We start from the raw sequence: 16,945 nt of genomic DNA on the forward strand, positions 1-16,945 counted from the left end.
CATCGTGCGCGAACTCTACCCTTTAATCATCAAGGATTTACAGGCCGCCAGCGCCGTGCCTTGACATAGGAGCGTCAACGCCCCGACAGAGCGCTTTTTCAGAAGCTTGAAAACGGAATGGATACCGGAGATCGGTTATTCGTGCTTTGTCTCGGCGAAGCGGTCAATCACGGATTATCTGATCGGCTATTACAGTGCTCTCCGGCCCCACAAGCATAATGATGGGCTGCCGCCCAATGTGGCTGAGCAGCTCTATTGGAAGACTCAAAAGACAGTGGCCTAAATCACTTGACCACTACAGATCTCGATCTAGTCCTATGCCCTGCATGCATACAGTTGTTCAGGCTCTGCTGGGGATAGAAGGCGAAATTGATCTCTGGGCCAAGGGTCGGCTACAGCCGAGGAGTGACAGGGCACCAATGACGTTGCCGAGGGAAAGGCTGGCATCTGACCCGGGCCCGCTGTCACAGATGGCGAAGGATGGCTCAAGGGGGCTGAATGACATGGTACCCCATTACAAAAAAGACTGGGGGACTGAGTGGGGGACTGGAGATGGTCAGAAAAAGAAAAAACCCCTGAAATCAGCGGCTTATCTATATTCGGTGGCGGAGGGGGAGGGATGGGCCTCGCTGCGCTCCGCCGCTCGGCGCCCATACCCCCGGGCCCCTTCGGCTCGAACCGGAGGGTTCTCATCACCTCCCCCTGCCTATGCCCTGTTCCAGCCATAAAAAACCGGCCATTGAAGCCGGTTCTTGAAATACCTGGCGGAGGGGGAGGGATTCGAACCCTCGAAGCCTTTCAGCTTACGCACTTTCCAGGCGCGCTCCTTCGACCACTCGGACACCCCTCCGTTTTTGCTGATCTCAAAAGGCAATGCCCCGCGAGACCGGCGCACATCCTGACACGCCAGGGCATCGATTGCAAGTTCAGTCGCTTACGCGCGTCACGTATGCCTGCGGGTCAAGGGGTTTAATACGGCGCGCTCCTTTGGCCTGCCCGATATAGATGAAGCCAACCACTTCGTCGTCGGCCGCCAGCCCCATTTCCCCACGCACAACCTCGTGATAGGTGAAATCGCCGGTGCGCCACATGGCGCCCAGCCCCTGAGCACTGGCGGCGTAGAGGATGGCGTGGGCGGCGCAGCCGGCGGAGAGCAGTTGTTCGCTACGCGGTATCTTTTTCGAAGCCCTGGGGCTGGCGATAACGGCGATTACCATGGGCGCGCGCAGCGGTTTGCCACGCGCTTTTTCTAGTGCCTTGTCACTGGCCTCGGGGTCATCAGCCTGCACGGCACGGGCAAAGGCGTCCCCCAGCCGGTCAAGACCGGCGCCGCTGTATTCGATAAAACGCCAGGGGCGCAGTTCACCGTGGTCCGGCGCGCGCAGGGCGGCGCGGTAAAGGATGTCGAGCTGTTGCGAGGTCGGCGGCGGTCCTTCCAGCCGCCCTTCCGAGCGGCGCTCCAGCAGCAGGGTAATGGCGTCCATGGGGAGTTCTCTATTGGCGCATCAGGCGCACGGTTTTCAGCGGCGGCTCGCCCGGCAGGCAGCGCCAGGGGCTGATATCCAGCCCACCACGGCGCACGTAGCGCGCCATCACCAGCAGCCGGTCGGGCTCGGCCTCACGCAGCAAATCCATGAAGATGCGCTCGACGCAGTGCTCATGAAAATCCTGATGCTCACGGAAGGAGACGATGTAGGCCAGCAACGCATGATGATCCAGCGCCGGGCCGCTGTAGCGGATCAGCAGGCTGCCCCAGTCGGGTTGACCAGTCACCGGGCAGTTGGACTTGAGCAGATGGGAGTGCAGCGTCTCCTCGACGATATGCGACTCGGTGATGATCAGTTCCGGGTCGGGCGTCCAGGTGTCGATCTCGACGTCCAGATCATCGAGGCAGATGCCCGGTAGCCGTGCCGGCGACAAGGCCATGTCGTCGACACCGAACAGGGTCACTTCGACTTCGGCGCCGGCCGTGCGGGAAAGATCGCTGACCAGGGTGCGGCGCACCTCCACCGAGGAGGCGAAGCGGGTCTGATTGAAGCTGTTGAGATAGAGCTTCCACGACTTCGATTCGATCAGAAAGGGGGAGTCCGCCGGTACCCGAAAGCGCGCCACGGCCACCACCGGCTTGCCGGTGGGGGTCAACCAGGAGAGTTCGAATGCCTGCCACTCGTCCTCACCCTCAAAGGGCAGATCGTCATCATCGAGATCCAGCGCCGCGCGGCTGGCGCTGCGCGCGATGGGATACAGCAGCGACGGCTCGTACTCGGTGATATAGGCGCTGGTTCTGCCCAGCGGCGCCTCTTTCAGATCATCGTTCATGATCAGCTACGCAGCCCCTTGCCACGGCGCAGCAGCCACATGGCACAGGCGAAAAAGATCACAATGAAGATCGCTATCGCCCCGACGGCCGCGCCCACGTTGATATCCGAGACACCCAGAATACCGTACCGGAAGGTGTTGACCATATACAGAATGGGATTGATCAGCGACACATGCTGCCAGAACGCGGGCAGCGTATGGATCGAGTAGAACACCCCGCCCAGATAGGTCAGCGGCGTCAGCACGAAAATCGGCACAATCGAGATGTCGTCGAACTTCTTGCCCAGCAGCGCGTTGATGAAACCACCGATGGAGAAAAGAATCGCCGTCATGACCACCACCAGCAGGGTCAGTATCGGATGCTGCATATCAAGATCGGTGAAAAACAGCGAGACGGCGGTAACGATCAGCCCCACGGCCAGACCGCGCGCCGCACCGCCGATCACAAAGCCCGACAGCACCAGGGCGTTAGGCATCGGCGAGATGATCATCTCCTCGACGCTGCGCTGAAACTTGCTGCCGAAAAACGACGAGGCGACGTTGGAGTAGCTGTTGGTGATCACCGACATCATGATCAGGCCGGGCACGATGTACTCCATATAGTTGACGCCATCCATCTGCCCGATACGTGAGCCGATCAGATTGCCGAAGATAATGAAATACATCGTCATGGTGATCGACGGCGGCAGCAGGGTCTGCGGCCAGATCCGCATGAAGCGGCGAATTTCGCTGCGCACAATGGTCCACAGGGCGATCAGAAGCTGGGTCGTGTTCATCAGCGAATCTCTCCCTTTGTCGTCTCGTCGCTGCTCTCCTCCACCAGCCGCACGAACAGCTCCTCGAGGCGGTTGGCGCGGTTACGCATCGACACGACCTCGATATGCTGCTCACTGAGCCGTGCGAAGGCATCGTTGATGCGCTGCCCCTTGTCGACCGACAGCATTAGTTGGCCGCCATCGACCAGCTCGACATCAAAGCCCTCGACCGCGGGACACTGCGTGATCGGTTCGGCCAGATCGAGCACGAAGGTCTCCTGCGACAGCTGAGACAGCAGCTCACGCATGCTGGTGTTCTGCACGATCTCGCCATGATTGATAATGGCGATATTGCGACACAGGCTCTCCGCCTCCTCCAGGTAGTGGGTCGTCAGAATGATGGTCACCCCCTCCTGTTCGTTGATGCGCTTCATGTACTGCCACATGCTGCGGCGCAGTTCGATATCGACGCCGGCGGTAGGCTCGTCGAGGATCAGCAGGCGCGGACCGTGAACCAGTGCACGAGCGATCATCAGACGCCGCTTCATGCCGCCGGAGAGCTGACGCGCAGCGTCATGACGCTTGTCCCACAGCCCCAGATCCTCGAGCAGCTGGTGGGTACGCTTCACGGCTTTCTGTCGTGGAATGCCGTAGTAGCCCGCCTGGGTGAGGATGATGTCCTCGACCTTCTCGAACTGATTGAAGTTGAACTCCTGGGGCACCACGCCGAGGTAGTAGCGGGCGCGGGCAAATTCGCGGTCGACATCGATACCGTAGATCGATACCTTGCCGGCGGTCTTGCGTACCAGCGAACTGACCACGCCCAGAGTGGTCGACTTGCCGGCACCGTTGGGGCCCAGCAGGGCAAAGAAATCGCCTTCAGGTACTTCCAGATCGATGCCCTTGAGGGCGTGAAAACTGTTGTCGTAAACCTTGGTCAGGCCTCTTATGGAGAGGGCGGATTGCACGGTCGGAAAACTCCATGGTCGATCGAAAACGGCGCCTCCCGGGGATGCGCAGACATCAGCGACAGACGCTCTGCCCTGACATTCGCACACGACAGCGAGGCAGCTCCGGCTCGCCGGGGAGAGCGCATGCTGGTCGCGCGTCGGGGCGCGGGCTGACGTAATCGTTGGGGCGCTAATGATAGCCGATCATGCCGCCGCTATCACTTTCAGGTGCAAATCAGGTGTAGAAAAGCCCTGATAAAGCAAGGCATTCACCGCCCCGGGCGGGCGCATCATGGCGGGCCAGGCTATGCTGGCGCTGCGTTCGGTCAAAGGATTCAAAAGGAGAAGCACAGCGTGTTGATGGCAATTGCGGCCGTAATAGCCGGCCTTGTGGTACTCACCTGGAGCGCCGACCGTTTCGTTGAGGGGGCAGCCGCCACGGCACGCCACCTCGGCATGCCGCCGCTTTCGGTGGGTATTGTGATCATCGGCTTCGGCACCTCGGCGCCGGAGCTGACGGTCTCGGTGCTGTCTGCCGCCGAGGGTAATCCGGGGCTGGCGCTGGGTAACGCCTACGGTTCCAACATCGCCAATATCGCGCTGGTAACCGGCCTGGTGGCACTGATCGGCCCGCTGGCGGTACACCGCCGTGTGATACGTCGCGAGCTGCCGCTGCTGGGCGTGGCCACGCTGGCGTCGCTGTGGTGCCTGTGGGACGGTACCGTCTCGCGCCTGGATGGCGCCCTGCTGCTCCTGTTGCTGGTGCTGTCACTGGGTTACAGCCTGCTGCGCTCCGGCAGCCAGAGCAGCGAAGAGGCGGTCCAGGCCGAGGAAGCAGCCGGTCAGATGTCACTCCAGCGTGGCCTCGTCTGGACCCTGATCGGTCTGGCTCTGTTGGTCGCCAGTTCACGTCTGCTGGTGTGGGGGGCCGTCTATATCGCCAGCGCGCTGGGCGTCAGCGATCTGGTGATCGGTCTGACGGTCGTGGCGATCGGCACCTCCCTGCCGGAGCTGGCCTCCTCCATCTCGGCGGTACGCAAAAACCAGCACGACATGGTGTTGGGCAACATGGTGGGCTCCAACTTCTTCAACACCCTGGCGGTGGTGGGGCTGGCCGGCGTGGTGCACCCCATCAGCGTCGGCTCGGAGGTACTGATTCGCGATTGGCCGATCATGGCAGCGCTGACGCTGCTGCTGTTCGTATTCTGCCTGAGCGGCCGGCGCATCAACCGCCCGGAGGGTGGCGTACTGCTGACAATTTTTATCGCCTACACCGGCTGGCTGGTGTATAGCGTGATCGGAGCTGCCAGCGCCTGACGCGCACCCCGGTGTTTAAAGCACAAAAACCGAGGCGCCTGAAACCGTAACTCACGACGGGCGGCCTCGAGGCTCAAAAGTCCCGGCTAGCGTACATATCCGACAGTCAACCGATGTGGAGCAACGGGTGTCGATAGGCAGACACGCTGAAACAATGGCAGAAAATTGCCATCAGAAGAGGGAGAAAAACTGGAGCGGGAAAGGAGATCGACCGGGCTGGCGCCCCAGCTCACGACCCTTGGCAATCCTGGCGTGCCACTAAAGATATGGAGCGGGAAAGGAGATTCGAACTCCCGACCCTCGCCTTGGCAAGGCGATGCTCTACCGCTGAGCTATTCCCGCAAACGACTGATCGATAAAACTGAGGTGGCGTCCCGTAGGGGGTTCGAACCCCTGTTACCGCCGTGAAAGGGCGGTGTCCTGGACCACTAGACGAACGGGACGCAACTATCGGTATTGCTATGCTTTTAAAACATGGCGCGGGAAAGGAGATGGATTGGACCGGCACACCGGCTCACGACCCTCGACAACCCTGCCATTCCACTAAAAGTATGGCGCGGGAAAGGAGATCGACCGGGCTGGCGCTCCAGCTCACGACCCTCGACAATCCTGCCATATCACTAAAAGCATGGAGCGGGAAAGGAGATTCGAACTCCCGACCCTCGCCTTGGCAAGGCGATGCTCTACCACTGAGCTATTCCCGCAACCGATTGATCGATAAAACGAAGTGGCGTCCCGTAGGGGGTTCGAACCCCTGTTACCGCCGTGAAAGGGCGGTGTCCTGGACCACTAGACGAACGGGACGTTTCGGCCTCGTCTCACCGAGTGGCGCGCATATTACCCGCCCCTCCCGGGGGTGTCAAGGCACCCCTTTTGATCGACAGGCGGCGACCCCATATCAGCAACTGTTAACCTATTCCGGGACCGGACCGACTCGCTGCAAAGAGGAGTTTTTACATGGACAAGGTACACAAAAGCGATCAGGAGTGGCGCGAGCAGCTTACCGATGAGCAGTACCGCGTCACCCGTCAGGCGGGCACCGAGCGCCCCTATACCGGCGACTATCAGGTGGAGCCGGTGCAGGGTATTTACCACTGCGTCTGCTGCGGCGCACCGCTTTTTGAAAACGAGCACAAATTCGAGTCGCACTGCGGCTGGCCCAGCTTCGATCGCCCACTGGCCGATGCATCGCTGGAGGAACATCAGGACGACAGCCATGGCATGCGCCGCATCGAGGTGACCTGCCGGCGCTGTGATGCCCATCTGGGCCATGTCTTCCCCGACGGCCCGCGCGACACCACCGGCCAGCGCTACTGCATCAACTCGGTGGCGATCACCTTCCATCAGGGCGAGTAAGCGCCGCCTCTTCGACGCCCGGACTCGGCGGGTTACACTCTCTTTTCACGCGCCCCACCCGGGGCGCTTTTGCGCCTATCAAATGAGGCAGTAACGGGAGAAACGCCATGCTTGGCTGGTATCCGGGGCACATGCACAAGGCGCGGCGCCAGATCAACGAAGCGCTGCCGGAGATCGACGTGGTGATCGAGGTGCTGGACGCCCGCCTGCCCTACTCCAGCGCCAACCCCATGCTGGCCCAACTGATCCGTCACAAACCGTCGCTCAAGGTGCTCTCGCGCGCCGATCTGGCCGATCCCGAACTGACGACACGCTGGATTGCGCACTTCGATGCCCAGGAGGAGACGCGTGCCATGGCGGTCACCACCACCGAGCCGCGCCAGCTCAAGCCGCTCTACAAGCTCTGCCATGAACTGGCCGGCCGGGTGCGTGAGGATCGCGATGTACGGGTCATGGTGATGGGCATTCCCAACGTGGGCAAATCAACCCTGATCAATACGCTTGCCGGTAAAAAGGTCGCCAAAACCGGCAACGAGCCAGCGGTCACCAAGCGCCAGCAGAAAATCCGTATCGGCCAGCGCATCGCCCTGACCGATACCCCTGGCGTGTTGTGGCCACGCATCGAGGATCAGAACAGTGCCTATCGGCTGGCCGCCAGCGGCGCGATTCGCGATACCGCCCTTGAGTACGAAGACGTGGCGGCGGTGACGGCGCTGGCGCTCGCCGAGCGCTACCCGCAGGCGCTGCACGATCGCTACCGGCTCGAAAGCCTTGAAGGCAGCGGCGTAACGCTGGTGGAGGCCATTGCCGCCAAACGCGGCGGCCTGCGCGCCGGCGGCGAGGTCGACCGGCACCGCGGCGCCGAGGTACTGCTGATGGACCTGCGCGGTGGCAAACTGGGGCGCATTACGCTGGAAACGCCGCAGGACATTCCCGACGAGGCGCAGATGGAAGCGATGCGCGAAGAGCGCAGCCGCTTCAACCGCGGCGAGGAGTTTCCAGCAGATGAACCAGTATCCGACGACGCCTCTTACCGGGGGTAAGCCACACCATAAATCGTCCCCTGATTCCGCCCATGGCACCGGTCACGCACGACGCGGTATGCTGGCTCGCAGCACACGCCACTCGTGTCACCTTCATTCCGGCGGCCGGCGCCCTCCTCCACGGCGCCACCCCCAAAAGCGGACAGACCAGCAGCATGACCACGCCGATCAGGAAATCGCACAAGCTCGATCACGTCTCCTATGACATTCGCGGCCCGGTGCTCGAGCACGCCCGGCGTCTCGAGGACGAGGGGCACCGCATTCTCAAGCTCAACATCGGTAACCCCGCGCCCTTCGGCTTCGAGGCGCCGGAGGAGATTCTGCAGGATGTGATGCGCAACCTGCCTACTGCCCAGGGCTACTGCGACTCCAAAGGGCTTTATTCGGCGCGCAAGGCGATCATGCAGGAGTGTCAGCGCCATCGCGTCGAGGGCGTGGGGATCGAGGATATCTACATTGGCAACGGCGTCTCCGAGCTGATCGTAATGGCGATGCAGGCGCTGCTCGATGACAGCGACGAGGTGCTGATACCGGCGCCGGACTATCCGCTGTGGACCGCTGCAGCCAATCTCTCCGGCGGCCATGCGGTGCACTATCTGTGCGACGAGGAGCAGGGCTGGGAGCCGGATATCGACGACATCCGGGCGAAGGTCACCGCGCGCACAAAGGCGCTGGTACTGATCAACCCCAACAACCCCACCGGGGCGGTCTACTCGAAAGAGGTCATCGAGCGCGTACTGCAGGTGGCGCGCGAACATGAGCTGATCGTGTTCGCCGACGAGATCTACGACAAGATTCTCTACGACGGCGCGACCCACACGCCGACCGCCTCGCTGGCGGAAGATCTGTTGATCATCACCATGAACGGCCTCTCCAAGAGCTACCGCTGCGCCGGCTTTCGCTCCGGCTGGATGGTGGTCTCCGGCGAGAAACGCCACGCCCGCGACTTTATTCAGGGCCTGGACATGCTGGCCTCGATGCGGCTGTGCGCCAACGTGCCTTCGCAGCACGCCATTCAGGCGGCACTGGGCGGCTATCAGTCGATCAACGATTTGGTGCTGCCCGGCGGGCGGCTGCTGGCGCAGCGCGATATGGCGTGGGAAAAGCTCAACACCATTCCCGGCGTCAGCTGCGTCAAGCCACAGGGCGCGCTTTATATGTTTCCGCGTCTTGACCCCGAGGTCTACGCTATCAAGGATGATCAGCAGCTGGTGCTGGACCTGCTGCTGGAGGAGAAGATGCTGCTGGTGCAGGGGACTGCCTTCAACTGGCCGACCCCGGATCATCTGCGCATCGTCACTCTACCCTGGGCGGAACAGCTCGAGGACGCTATCGACCGACTGGGTCGTTTTCTGGCGCGGCGGCGCTGAAAACGCCGGTCAACGGCGGATTGACCCAAGGAAGCGCTGAATAAATCGACGAGCGAGATGAAGCGCGAGGCGCATGGAACGCAGAAAACGAGACATAACATGAGGTTAGGCGATTTTTCGAGTACCACGTAACGAAGCGATTCGCTCGCGCAGGCATTTATGCAGCGTTTCCCTAAACGCTGCTTAACCGGAAGTTGAAACCAAAACCCGCTGCAATTATCTAAAGGTCTATACTGCCCGCTGCCGGCATAACGCCGGTCGGGTTCATCCTACATATCGGGGAGCATCGCGATCATGATGAGGATCGTCCTCTTTCTTGCCACCAACCTGGCCGTGGTGCTGGTGGCGAGCATTACCCTGCGCCTTTTGGGGGTAGAAAGCTATCTCACCGGCACCGGGCTCAACCTGACGTCGCTTTTGATCTTCTGTTTCGTGTTCGGCATGGCCGGCTCGCTGGTCTCGCTGCTGCTGTCGAAAAAGATGGCGAAATGGAGCACCAAAGCGCAGATCATCGAGCGGCCGAGCAATGCCAACGAGCAGTGGCTGCATGACACCGTCGCCGAACTGGCCCGCGATGCCAATATCAAAATGCCCGAGGTGGGCGTTTTCCCGGCGCAGCAGCCCAACGCCTTCGCCACCGGCTGGAACAAGAACGACTCGCTGGTATGCGTCTCCGCCGGACTGTTGAACCAGATGCGCCCTGAAGAAGTGCGCGCGGTACTGGCCCATGAGATCGCCCACGTCGCCAATGGCGATATGGTCACGCTGGCGCTGATTCAGGGCGTGCTCAACACCTTCGTGATGTTCTTTGCGCGCATTGCCGCTCAGTTGATCGACAGCTTCCTGCGCCGCGACGACGGCGGCGGTCTGGGGTTCATGGGCTACTTCGGGGTCGTGATTGCGCTGGAGATCGTCTTCGGCCTGATCGCCTCGATTATCGTCGCGGCCTTCTCGCGCTGGCGCGAATATCGTGCCGATGCGGGCGGCGCCCGGCTGGCCGGCAGCGGCGCGATGATCAATGCGCTGGCGCGGCTCAAGGCGAGCCAGGAGATGCCCAACCAGATGCCGGATTCACTGACCGCCTTCGGCATCGCCGGTGGCAAGAGCCGCAAGATCATGGAGCAGCTGTTCGCCAGCCATCCGCCGCTGGATGACCGCATCAGCGCACTGAAAAAGGCGGCCTACCAGCAGTAAAAGGCTAAAGACCGGACAACGGCAAGGCCCGCCGTCTTCTGCGGGCCTTTTTTATGGGTAAAGGCATGTCGACGCCGGACGCCGCGTGAAAAAGCGCCTTCGCCAGCGCCGACGGGGTGAGCCGGATTACTTGCGCCGCTTGTCACGAATCGAGAAGCCGGCGTGCTCGAGCATCTCACGCACCGCGCCGGCACTGCGCTTGAGCTCTACCCGCAGGCTGGAGTACTCGCGCCGCAGAGGGTACTCCTTGCGCATCAGATCGAACCCTTCGGCCATGCCGTAGTGACGCCGGTAGCGCTCCATCAGCAGGGCATCGCGGCGTACGTCGTAGCAGCTGCGGGCACACAGCCTCAACGCCTCCATCGGCGGCGCGCGGCCCGACAGCGCGATGCGCTTGAGCCAGTTTTCCGGCATCATCTGGCCGAGGCTGCGCCGCGCCGGCAGGCCGTAAAAACGGCTGACCGCCTGATAGAGCATCTCGCTGCCCAGCATCTTGCCCTCCAGGCTGTACCCCGCCACGTGCGGCGTGGCGATGGTGGCCAGGCGGTAGAGCGCCTCGTCGATAGCGGGCTCGTTCTCCCACACGTCGATCACCGTGCGCAGCCCCGGGTCGCGCTGCAGGCGCGCCTTGAGCGCTTCGCTATCGACACAGTCACCGCGCCCGGCACTGATCAGTACCTGATCGCTGCGCAGCGCTTCAATACGCTGCTCATTCAGCAGATGAAAAGTGGCATGCCGCCCCTCGCTGACCAGCGGGGTATGCAGCGACACCACATCGGCGCGCTCGAGCAGCTCGTCGAGTTCAACGAAGCCCTCTTCGCCTTCCGCTTCGGCGCGCGGCGGGTCGCATACCAGACACGTCACGCCCAGCGCACGCAGCCGACTGAGCAGCCGTCCACCAACGTTGCCGGCACCCACCACGCCCACCACGCGCTCGGTAAATACCCGGCCATCCTGCTCATCAAGCAGCAGCAGTGACGACAGCACCCAGTCGACCACCGACTCGGCATTGCTGCCCGGCGCACTGGCAAAACCAATGCCGTGCTGGTCGAGATAGTCGCGATCGATATGATCGAAACCGATGGTGGCCGTCCCTACAAAGCGCACCCGGCTACCCTCGAGCAGTTCAGCGTTGACCGGCGTGACCGAGCGCACCAGCAGAATATCGGCATCGCGCAGCTGGTCGGCGCACATCTCGCGCCCCGACAGGCGTGTTATCTCACCGTACTCGCCAAAAAACTCCTCGACGAGCGGCATGTTCTCATCGGCAACTATTCGCATCACGAACTCGACAGACTGAAGTTTGGGGTCGATCCCGAACGCTTTGTGACCACCGCTGCGACCGTTACAATCGGCAGCTTCGCGCCGAGATGCCGTCATCACACAGGAGCCACCCTTGATCATTCGCTGGGAGAGCGACCACGACTACGTGCTGATACACGTCCACCAGGACATGTTCGGTGACTGGATCTTCGTGCGCGCCTGGGGCCAGATCGGCACCGGCTACGGCGGTGTCGTGCACTCGCTGGCAGAAGATTACGCCCGCGCCATGGCGTGGGTCGAGGATATCGATCATATCCAGCGCCTGCGCGGCTATCAAAAGGTGCTCGAGATCAGCGACGACAGTGCCCCCGAGGCCCGCGATGCCATGCACCAGCTGTCGCTCTTGAGCAGCTAAGAGGGTGTTATTGGCCTTCGCGACTCACGATATGAAAGACGTGATGAATATCCGGGCGGCGCTCGAAATCCGGGTCCAGCATTTTGCGTGACAGATCGGTGACAGCATAGCGCGCGCGCAGCGCCTCATCGAGACGAAAACGACGCAGATTGTTGGAAAAGAGAAGCTCGCCGCCCGGCGCCAGATGTCTCATCGCCGCCTCGATCATGGTCGTGTGGTCGCGCTGCACATCCAGCACGCTGTCCATCTTCTTCGAGTTGGAGAAGCTCGGCGGATCGAGGAAAATCAGATCGAACTGCGCCCCGTCCTGCTCCAGCCACTTCATGCAGTCTTCGCGCAGCAGCCGGTGGCGGCGCAGATCGAGACGATTGAGGCGAAAGTTGTCCTCCGCCCACTTCAGATAGGTGTTCGACATGTCGAGGCTCAGACTCTCCCGCGCGCCGCCCAGCGCCGCCTGCACGGTGGCACTGGCGGTATAGCAGAAGAGGTTGAGCACGCTTTTGCCGCCCGCGTGCTCGCCCAGCCAGCGCCGCACCGGGCGGTGATCGAGAAAGAGTCCGGTATCCAGATAGTCGCGCAGATTGACCAGCAATCGGGCGTCGCCTTCGCGCACCTCGAAGCGCTCGCCGGTGCGGTCGCGGCGCTCGTACTGGGCACTGCCCGACTGGCGCTGCCGGCGCTTGAGATAAATCGCCTCGGGGGTAACGCCCAGCACCTCGGGCAGCACACCGAGTGCCTCCATCAGCCGGCGCTCGGCCTGGTCGGCGGCGATCGACGCCGGCGCGGCATACTCCTGCACCTGCACCCGGTCAGCATAGAGATCGATGGCCAGCGCGTACTCCGGCATATCGGCATCGTAGAGACGGTAGCAGCTCACGCCGCTGCGTCGCAGCCACTTCGACAACCGCTTGCGGTTCTTCGCCAGCCGATTGGCAAACATGCGCGCGCCTTCGGAGTGCGAGGCCGCCGCTGTGGCGGCTGCGGTAACGGCCGGCCCGTCCGACGCCGGCGCGCTCCGAGGGTGAACCTCGATCAGCAGCAGGCGGCAGTCGAGGCTGCCATTTTTGAAGGCGTAGTGGCGATGGGCACGCATTCCCAGCCGGTGACCCAGCCTGGCATCACCGGTCAGCAGCGCCAGCGACCAGCCACCCAGATGCTCGCGCAGCGTCGCTCCCAGCCCCTGGTAGAGCGCGATCAGCGCCGGCAGTTCACCCAGCCGCTCCCCATAGGGCGGATTGGTCATTACCAGCCCGCGCGGCATCTCCACAGGCGGCGCGGCCGTAGCATCGCCCTGCTCGAAACGCACCAACGCCTCGACCGGCGAACGGGCGGCGTTGGCGCGGGCGGCGTTGGCGCGGGCGGCGTTGGCGCGGGCGGCGGCAATGGCGCGCGAGTCACGGTCACGGCCAACCAGGGTGAGTGAGCAGTCACGCTGCCCCACACGGGCGCGATGCGCCGCCTCACCGTGAATATCGCGCCACAGCGACTCATCGTGTCGCGCCCAGGCGTGAAAGCCAAAGCGCCGGCGCGATAGATTGGGGGCGATGTCACAGGCGATCAGCGCCGCCTCGATCACCAGCGTGCCCGAGCCGCACAGCGGATCATAGAGGCTTTCACCGCCAGCGGCGCGCTCCGGCCAGCCGGCACGTATCAGCAGCGCCGCCGCCAGATTCTCCTTGAGTGGCGCGCTGGCCCCCTCCAGCCGGTAGCCGCGCAGGTGCAGACTGTCGCCGGATAGATCGACGCCCAGCGTCAGACGACCACGATGCAGGTGGGCGTAAAGGCGCAGGTCGGCATCTCCGGGGTCGACCGTTGGCCGTGCCCGGCCCTGCTCGCCGAGCCGTTGCACCACGCCATCCTTGACGCACTGAGCGCCAAAGCGGGTGTGGCGAATCTCGTCGCCGCGACCGTGAAAATCGACCCGAATGGTGGCGCCCTCGCCGAGCTCATCCTCCCAGCCGACAGTGGCTGCAGCGGCGCTCAGCTGCCTGGCACTGTCGATCTCGTCGAAGCGGCCCAGTACCCGCACGATACGGTTGGCCAGCCGCGACCAAAGACAGAGCCGGTAGAGGGTAGCCATGGTGGCGCTGCCGTGAACGCTGGCAACGCTCTCGCGTGCCACCTCGGCGCCCAGCGCGGTCAGCTCCTCGGCCAGCAGGCCCTCCAGCCCGCGCGGACAGGTCGCCAGAAAGGGGAAAAATGCACAAGCTGCGCTGTCAGACGGTGCGTTCATGGGCTGTCATATTCCTGCAATGTATAAAAAAATGAGTTTTTAATTGAAAACAATTTTCGACAGCATCAGCCCACTCCTGTAAAGGTATTAGCGTAGCTACGCAGTACCGCACGACAGCTGTCAGCCTGCACGCCACCCCGAGCTCATCGATCAATGCGCTCATTGTCATCAGGGTGGTCAACACATGAGAGTGTGAAGCGAGGTTCGCCATGAAGCGACAGAAACGTGATCCCTATCAGAAAGCCTATGTAAGCGGTTACAAGGCAGGCGTAAGCGGAAGATCCCGCGATGAATGCCCTGGCAGTAATATCAACGCGCGTGAGTTCTGGATGAGTGGCTGGCGCGAGGGTCGCGAGGATCAGTGGTCCGGCATGACGGGGATTTCGGGTCTGCACAAGAACCCCATGGCCGCGAGCTGATCGGCTCGAGACTATCTTCACAGCGCCGGGTCCCGTCAGGGGCCCGGCGAATCTCGCCTGCCGGTCCATACGGCCTGTATTGCTGGCTTTATTTATTGACGACCGCGCATCACTCCACCAGTGCCCGCGCGCACTCCCCTGTCAGGGCCGGCCCACGATAGATCAACCCGCTGTAGAGCTGCACCAGATCGGCACCGGCACGGCGTTTCTCCAGCGCGGCCTCGCCGCTGTCCACGCCACCCGCACCGATAATCGCTATCTCCGGCAGCCGCTGGCGCAGTCGTGCGATCACGCCGTTCGAAGCCTCGCGCAGCGGCCGGCCCGACAGCCCGCCGCTCTCCTCGGCGTGCGCTGCACCGGCCACCGCCTCGCGGGACAGGGTGGTATTGGTGGCAATTACCGCATCGATGGCGCAGTCGCGCAGGCAGTCGGCGATCAGATCGATCTCCGGCTCGCTCATGTCGGGAGCGATCTTGACCGCCAGCGGCACCGCTTTCTCCTTCTCGCCGTCAAGGCGGCGGCTCTCCTCGCGCAGCGCCGACAGCAGGGCGTTGAGCTGCTCACCGAACTGCAGGCTGCGCAGCCCGGGCGTGTTGGGCGAGGAGATATTGACGGTGATGTAGTGCGCACTGGCATGTACCGCGCGCAGGCAGATCAGATAGTCATCCAGCGCACGCTCCACCGGCGTGGTGAGGTTCTTGCCGATATTGATGCCCAGCACGCCGGCATAGCGGCTGCGCGCCACGTTGGCGACAAGCGCCTCGACGCCGTGGTTGTTGAACCCCATACGATTGATCAGCGCACCGTGCTCGGGCAGGCGAAAAAGGCGCGGACGCGGATTGCCGGACTGCGCCCTGGGCGTCACCGTACCCACTTCGACGAAGCCGAAGCCCAGCGCACCGAGACCGTCGAGATGTTCGGCGTTCTTGTCCAGCCCGGCGGCCAGGCCAACCCGATTTTCGAACGCAAGCCCCATCAACGTCACCGGGTCGCTGACCGGCGCACCGGCAAGGCGCTGCGCCAATCCCAACCGCCCGACCGCATCCAGCCCGCCAAGCGCCACGGCGTGGGCGCGCTCGGGGTCGAGGCGAAAAAGCAGGGCACGGGCGGTTGCGTACATGGCAGCGAGTCTTGTCGGGTATATGAATCAGCAGGCGTGGTTTCGGCAGGCGGCGGCATGGCCGCCGCGGCATGACAGGCGTTATTCGCCGTCCTGGGAGACGCGCAGCGTCCAGGTATCCCCGGCAATATCGGCGCCGGAACTGGCCTCGACGCGCACGGTATAGATGCCGGGCTGCAGGCGCTCACGGATCTCGAATTTACCGACGAAACCACGGGTGCGATCGCGCCCCACCACGTTACCCTCGGCGTCTACCACCTCGGCGGCAAGGTTGTAACTGCCGGCGTCAGCGGTGGTAAAGCTCTCCACCGTTACCACTCCGGGCGTCACCACCTCAAAGCGCAGCACCTCACCCTCGGCGCGGAAGGAGACGCTCTGCTGAATCAACTCGCGAGCCGGCGCGACCTCCTCGTCCCGCGTCGGCGCAGCACCTGCGCCGCCGGAGGCCGCAGCGTTTTCCAGTGCCCGACCGGAGGGGCCCGGCTGCGGCGCGGGGGCATCCGGGGCCGCGGTCTGGCTGGCGCTACGCTGCGCGCTGCCGGTGCCCGCCAGCGTCGCGTCCTGCTCGACGGTGCCCTGTGGGGCGACCCGGGCGGGGCGCTCGACACTACCGGCGGGCGCCAGCCGAGTGACCCGGTTGGCCTCGGCAAGACCTGCGGTGCGGCTTTCGCCATCGGCATTGCGGACCGTGGCAGTCACCGTCGTGACCCGCTCCCGCGCCGGCCCCTCGCTCTGGCCGGTGACCACTACCTCGTAGTGACCGGGCGAGAGCTGGCGACGAATCGTGGCGCCGTTGCTGCGCGCATCGCCCTTGGCACGGGCCAGTACCTTGCCATCGGCATTTTGCAATACGGCGTTGACCTCGTAGGCGCCGCTGCGGCCCATCGGGGCCCGTACTTCGATGACGTAATCGCCGGCACTTTCGACCTCGAATTCGTGGCTTAACGGCCGCTGACCGAGATAGAGCGAGCGACTCATGGAGTCGGTATCGTTGCTGATATAGCGGGTGAGATCGACCTGGCTGGCGGCCTGTTCGGTGCGCTGCAGCGCCGGGCTGTCGGCCAGCGCAGTATTCGCGCCGAGACCGGCACAAAGGCCGAGAGCGAGGTAGAAACCGCTTTTTTTGACAATCGCCATGATCTCTCTCACTGATGGGGTAAACGATCAACCGGCAGGGTTATGGCCGGGAAG

General features: G+C 63.0%; 15 protein-coding genes, 5 tRNA genes and 1 pseudogene. 8 read left to right on the forward strand and 13 right to left on the reverse strand.

All coding sequences use genetic code 11. The features are described 5' to 3' along the window. Positions 1 to 76: 76 nt before the first annotated feature. Positions 77 to 283 (forward strand): annotated as a pseudogene (locus H146_RS21490) (integrase core domain-containing protein); the annotation flags it as partial. Between the two features lie 479 nt (positions 284 to 762). Here H146_RS21490 and H146_RS0114925 read toward each other — a convergent pair. From H146_RS0114925 to H146_RS0114945, 5 genes are all read right to left on the reverse strand, one after another. Continuing rightward, positions 763 to 850, reverse strand: a tRNA-Ser gene (locus H146_RS0114925). Between the two features lie 76 nt (positions 851 to 926). Next, a complete protein-coding gene (locus H146_RS0114930; RefSeq protein WP_019952694.1) occupies positions 927 to 1,484 on the reverse strand; it encodes a nitroreductase family protein in 558 nt (185 codons plus the stop codon). A gap of 10 nt (positions 1,485 to 1,494) precedes the next feature. Then, positions 1,495 to 2,319, reverse strand: coding sequence for an NADPH-dependent 7-cyano-7-deazaguanine reductase QueF (gene queF, locus H146_RS0114935; protein WP_019952695.1), 825 nt, complete (start codon positions 2,317 to 2,319; stop codon positions 1,495 to 1,497). 2 nt (positions 2,320 to 2,321) lie between these two features. Continuing rightward, entirely contained in the window at positions 2,322 to 3,095 is a 774-nt protein-coding gene (locus H146_RS0114940) for an ABC transporter permease (protein WP_019952696.1), read from the reverse strand. Continuing rightward, positions 3,095 to 4,042: an ABC transporter ATP-binding protein gene (locus H146_RS0114945; protein ID WP_019952697.1), complete on the reverse strand. Its 948-nt coding sequence runs from the start codon at positions 4,040 to 4,042 to the stop codon at positions 3,095 to 3,097. Before H146_RS0114945 ends, H146_RS0114940 begins: the two co-directional genes overlap by 1 nt. A 342-nt stretch (positions 4,043 to 4,384) precedes the next feature. Between H146_RS0114945 and H146_RS0114950 the strand changes: the two genes are divergently transcribed. After that, entirely contained in the window at positions 4,385 to 5,341 is a 957-nt protein-coding gene (locus H146_RS0114950; protein ID WP_019952698.1) for a calcium/sodium antiporter, read from the forward strand. Between the two features lie 267 nt (positions 5,342 to 5,608). Here H146_RS0114950 and H146_RS0114955 read toward each other — a convergent pair. The 4 genes from H146_RS0114955 to H146_RS0114970 all read right to left on the reverse strand — a co-directional run bounded on the left by H146_RS0114955 (position 5,609) and on the right by H146_RS0114970 (position 6,145). After that, positions 5,609 to 5,683 (reverse strand) — tRNA-Gly (locus tag H146_RS0114955). Positions 5,684 to 5,708: 25 nt separating this feature from the next. After that, positions 5,709 to 5,784, reverse strand: a tRNA-Glu gene (locus tag H146_RS0114960). Positions 5,785 to 5,970: 186 nt separating this feature from the next. Further along, positions 5,971 to 6,045, reverse strand: a tRNA-Gly gene (locus tag H146_RS0114965). Between the two features lie 24 nt (positions 6,046 to 6,069). Then, positions 6,070 to 6,145 (reverse strand) — tRNA-Glu (locus H146_RS0114970). 153 nt (positions 6,146 to 6,298) lie between these two features. On the opposite strand from H146_RS0114970, the gene msrB reads away from it, so the two are divergent. The 4 genes from msrB (at position 6,299) to htpX (ending at position 10,304) form a co-directional block, all read left to right on the forward strand. Beyond that, complete coding sequence (gene msrB / locus H146_RS0114975; protein ID WP_019952699.1) at positions 6,299 to 6,697, forward strand: peptide-methionine (R)-S-oxide reductase MsrB; 399 nt, start codon at positions 6,299 to 6,301, stop codon at positions 6,695 to 6,697. 107 nt (positions 6,698 to 6,804) lie between these two features. Beyond that, positions 6,805 to 7,740: a ribosome biogenesis GTPase YlqF gene (gene ylqF / locus H146_RS0114980; RefSeq protein ID WP_019952700.1), complete on the forward strand. Its 936-nt coding sequence runs from the start codon at positions 6,805 to 6,807 to the stop codon at positions 7,738 to 7,740. A gap of 155 nt (positions 7,741 to 7,895) precedes the next feature. Further along, positions 7,896 to 9,110 (forward strand): pyridoxal phosphate-dependent aminotransferase, encoded by a 1,215-nt coding sequence (locus tag H146_RS0114985; protein WP_026352023.1) that lies wholly within the window; start codon positions 7,896 to 7,898, stop codon positions 9,108 to 9,110. Between the two features lie 294 nt (positions 9,111 to 9,404). Then, positions 9,405 to 10,304, forward strand: coding sequence for a protease HtpX (gene htpX, locus H146_RS0114990; protein WP_019952702.1), 900 nt, complete (start codon positions 9,405 to 9,407; stop codon positions 10,302 to 10,304). 126 nt (positions 10,305 to 10,430) lie between these two features. Here the strand turns inward: htpX and pdxB are convergent, their stop codons facing one another. Then, positions 10,431 to 11,585 (reverse strand): 4-phosphoerythronate dehydrogenase PdxB, encoded by a 1,155-nt coding sequence (gene pdxB / locus H146_RS0114995; protein WP_026352024.1) that lies wholly within the window; start codon positions 11,583 to 11,585, stop codon positions 10,431 to 10,433. A gap of 115 nt (positions 11,586 to 11,700) precedes the next feature. On the opposite strand from pdxB, the gene H146_RS0115000 reads away from it, so the two are divergent. Continuing rightward, a complete protein-coding gene (locus H146_RS0115000; RefSeq protein WP_019952704.1) occupies positions 11,701 to 11,982 on the forward strand; it encodes a hypothetical protein in 282 nt (93 codons plus the stop codon). Between the two features lie 7 nt (positions 11,983 to 11,989). Here the strand turns inward: H146_RS0115000 and rlmKL are convergent, their stop codons facing one another. Beyond that, complete coding sequence (gene rlmKL, locus H146_RS0115005; RefSeq protein WP_019952705.1) at positions 11,990 to 14,215, reverse strand: bifunctional 23S rRNA (guanine(2069)-N(7))-methyltransferase RlmK/23S rRNA (guanine(2445)-N(2))-methyltransferase RlmL; 2,226 nt, start codon at positions 14,213 to 14,215, stop codon at positions 11,990 to 11,992. A 209-nt stretch (positions 14,216 to 14,424) separates the two neighbouring features. On the opposite strand from rlmKL, the gene rmf reads away from it, so the two are divergent. Continuing rightward, the gene (gene rmf / locus H146_RS0115010; protein ID WP_019952706.1) at positions 14,425 to 14,634 is read left to right on the forward strand and encodes a ribosome modulation factor; all 210 of its coding nucleotides are present in this window, start codon (positions 14,425 to 14,427) and stop codon (positions 14,632 to 14,634) included. 109 nt (positions 14,635 to 14,743) lie between these two features. Here the strand turns inward: rmf and H146_RS0115015 are convergent, their stop codons facing one another. Together H146_RS0115015 and H146_RS0115020 are read right to left on the reverse strand one after the other, a co-directional pair. After that, complete coding sequence (locus tag H146_RS0115015) at positions 14,744 to 15,754, reverse strand: quinone-dependent dihydroorotate dehydrogenase (RefSeq protein ID WP_019952707.1); 1,011 nt, start codon at positions 15,752 to 15,754, stop codon at positions 14,744 to 14,746. An 81-nt stretch (positions 15,755 to 15,835) separates the two neighbouring features. Further along, positions 15,836 to 16,891, reverse strand: coding sequence for a hypothetical protein (locus tag H146_RS0115020; protein ID WP_019952708.1), 1,056 nt, complete (start codon positions 16,889 to 16,891; stop codon positions 15,836 to 15,838). Positions 16,892 to 16,945 lie beyond the last annotated feature (54 nt).

It is taken from the genome of Kushneria aurantia DSM 21353, from assembly GCF_000382245.1.
In the GTDB taxonomy this organism is placed as follows: Bacteria; Pseudomonadota; Gammaproteobacteria; order Pseudomonadales; family Halomonadaceae; genus Kushneria; species Kushneria aurantia.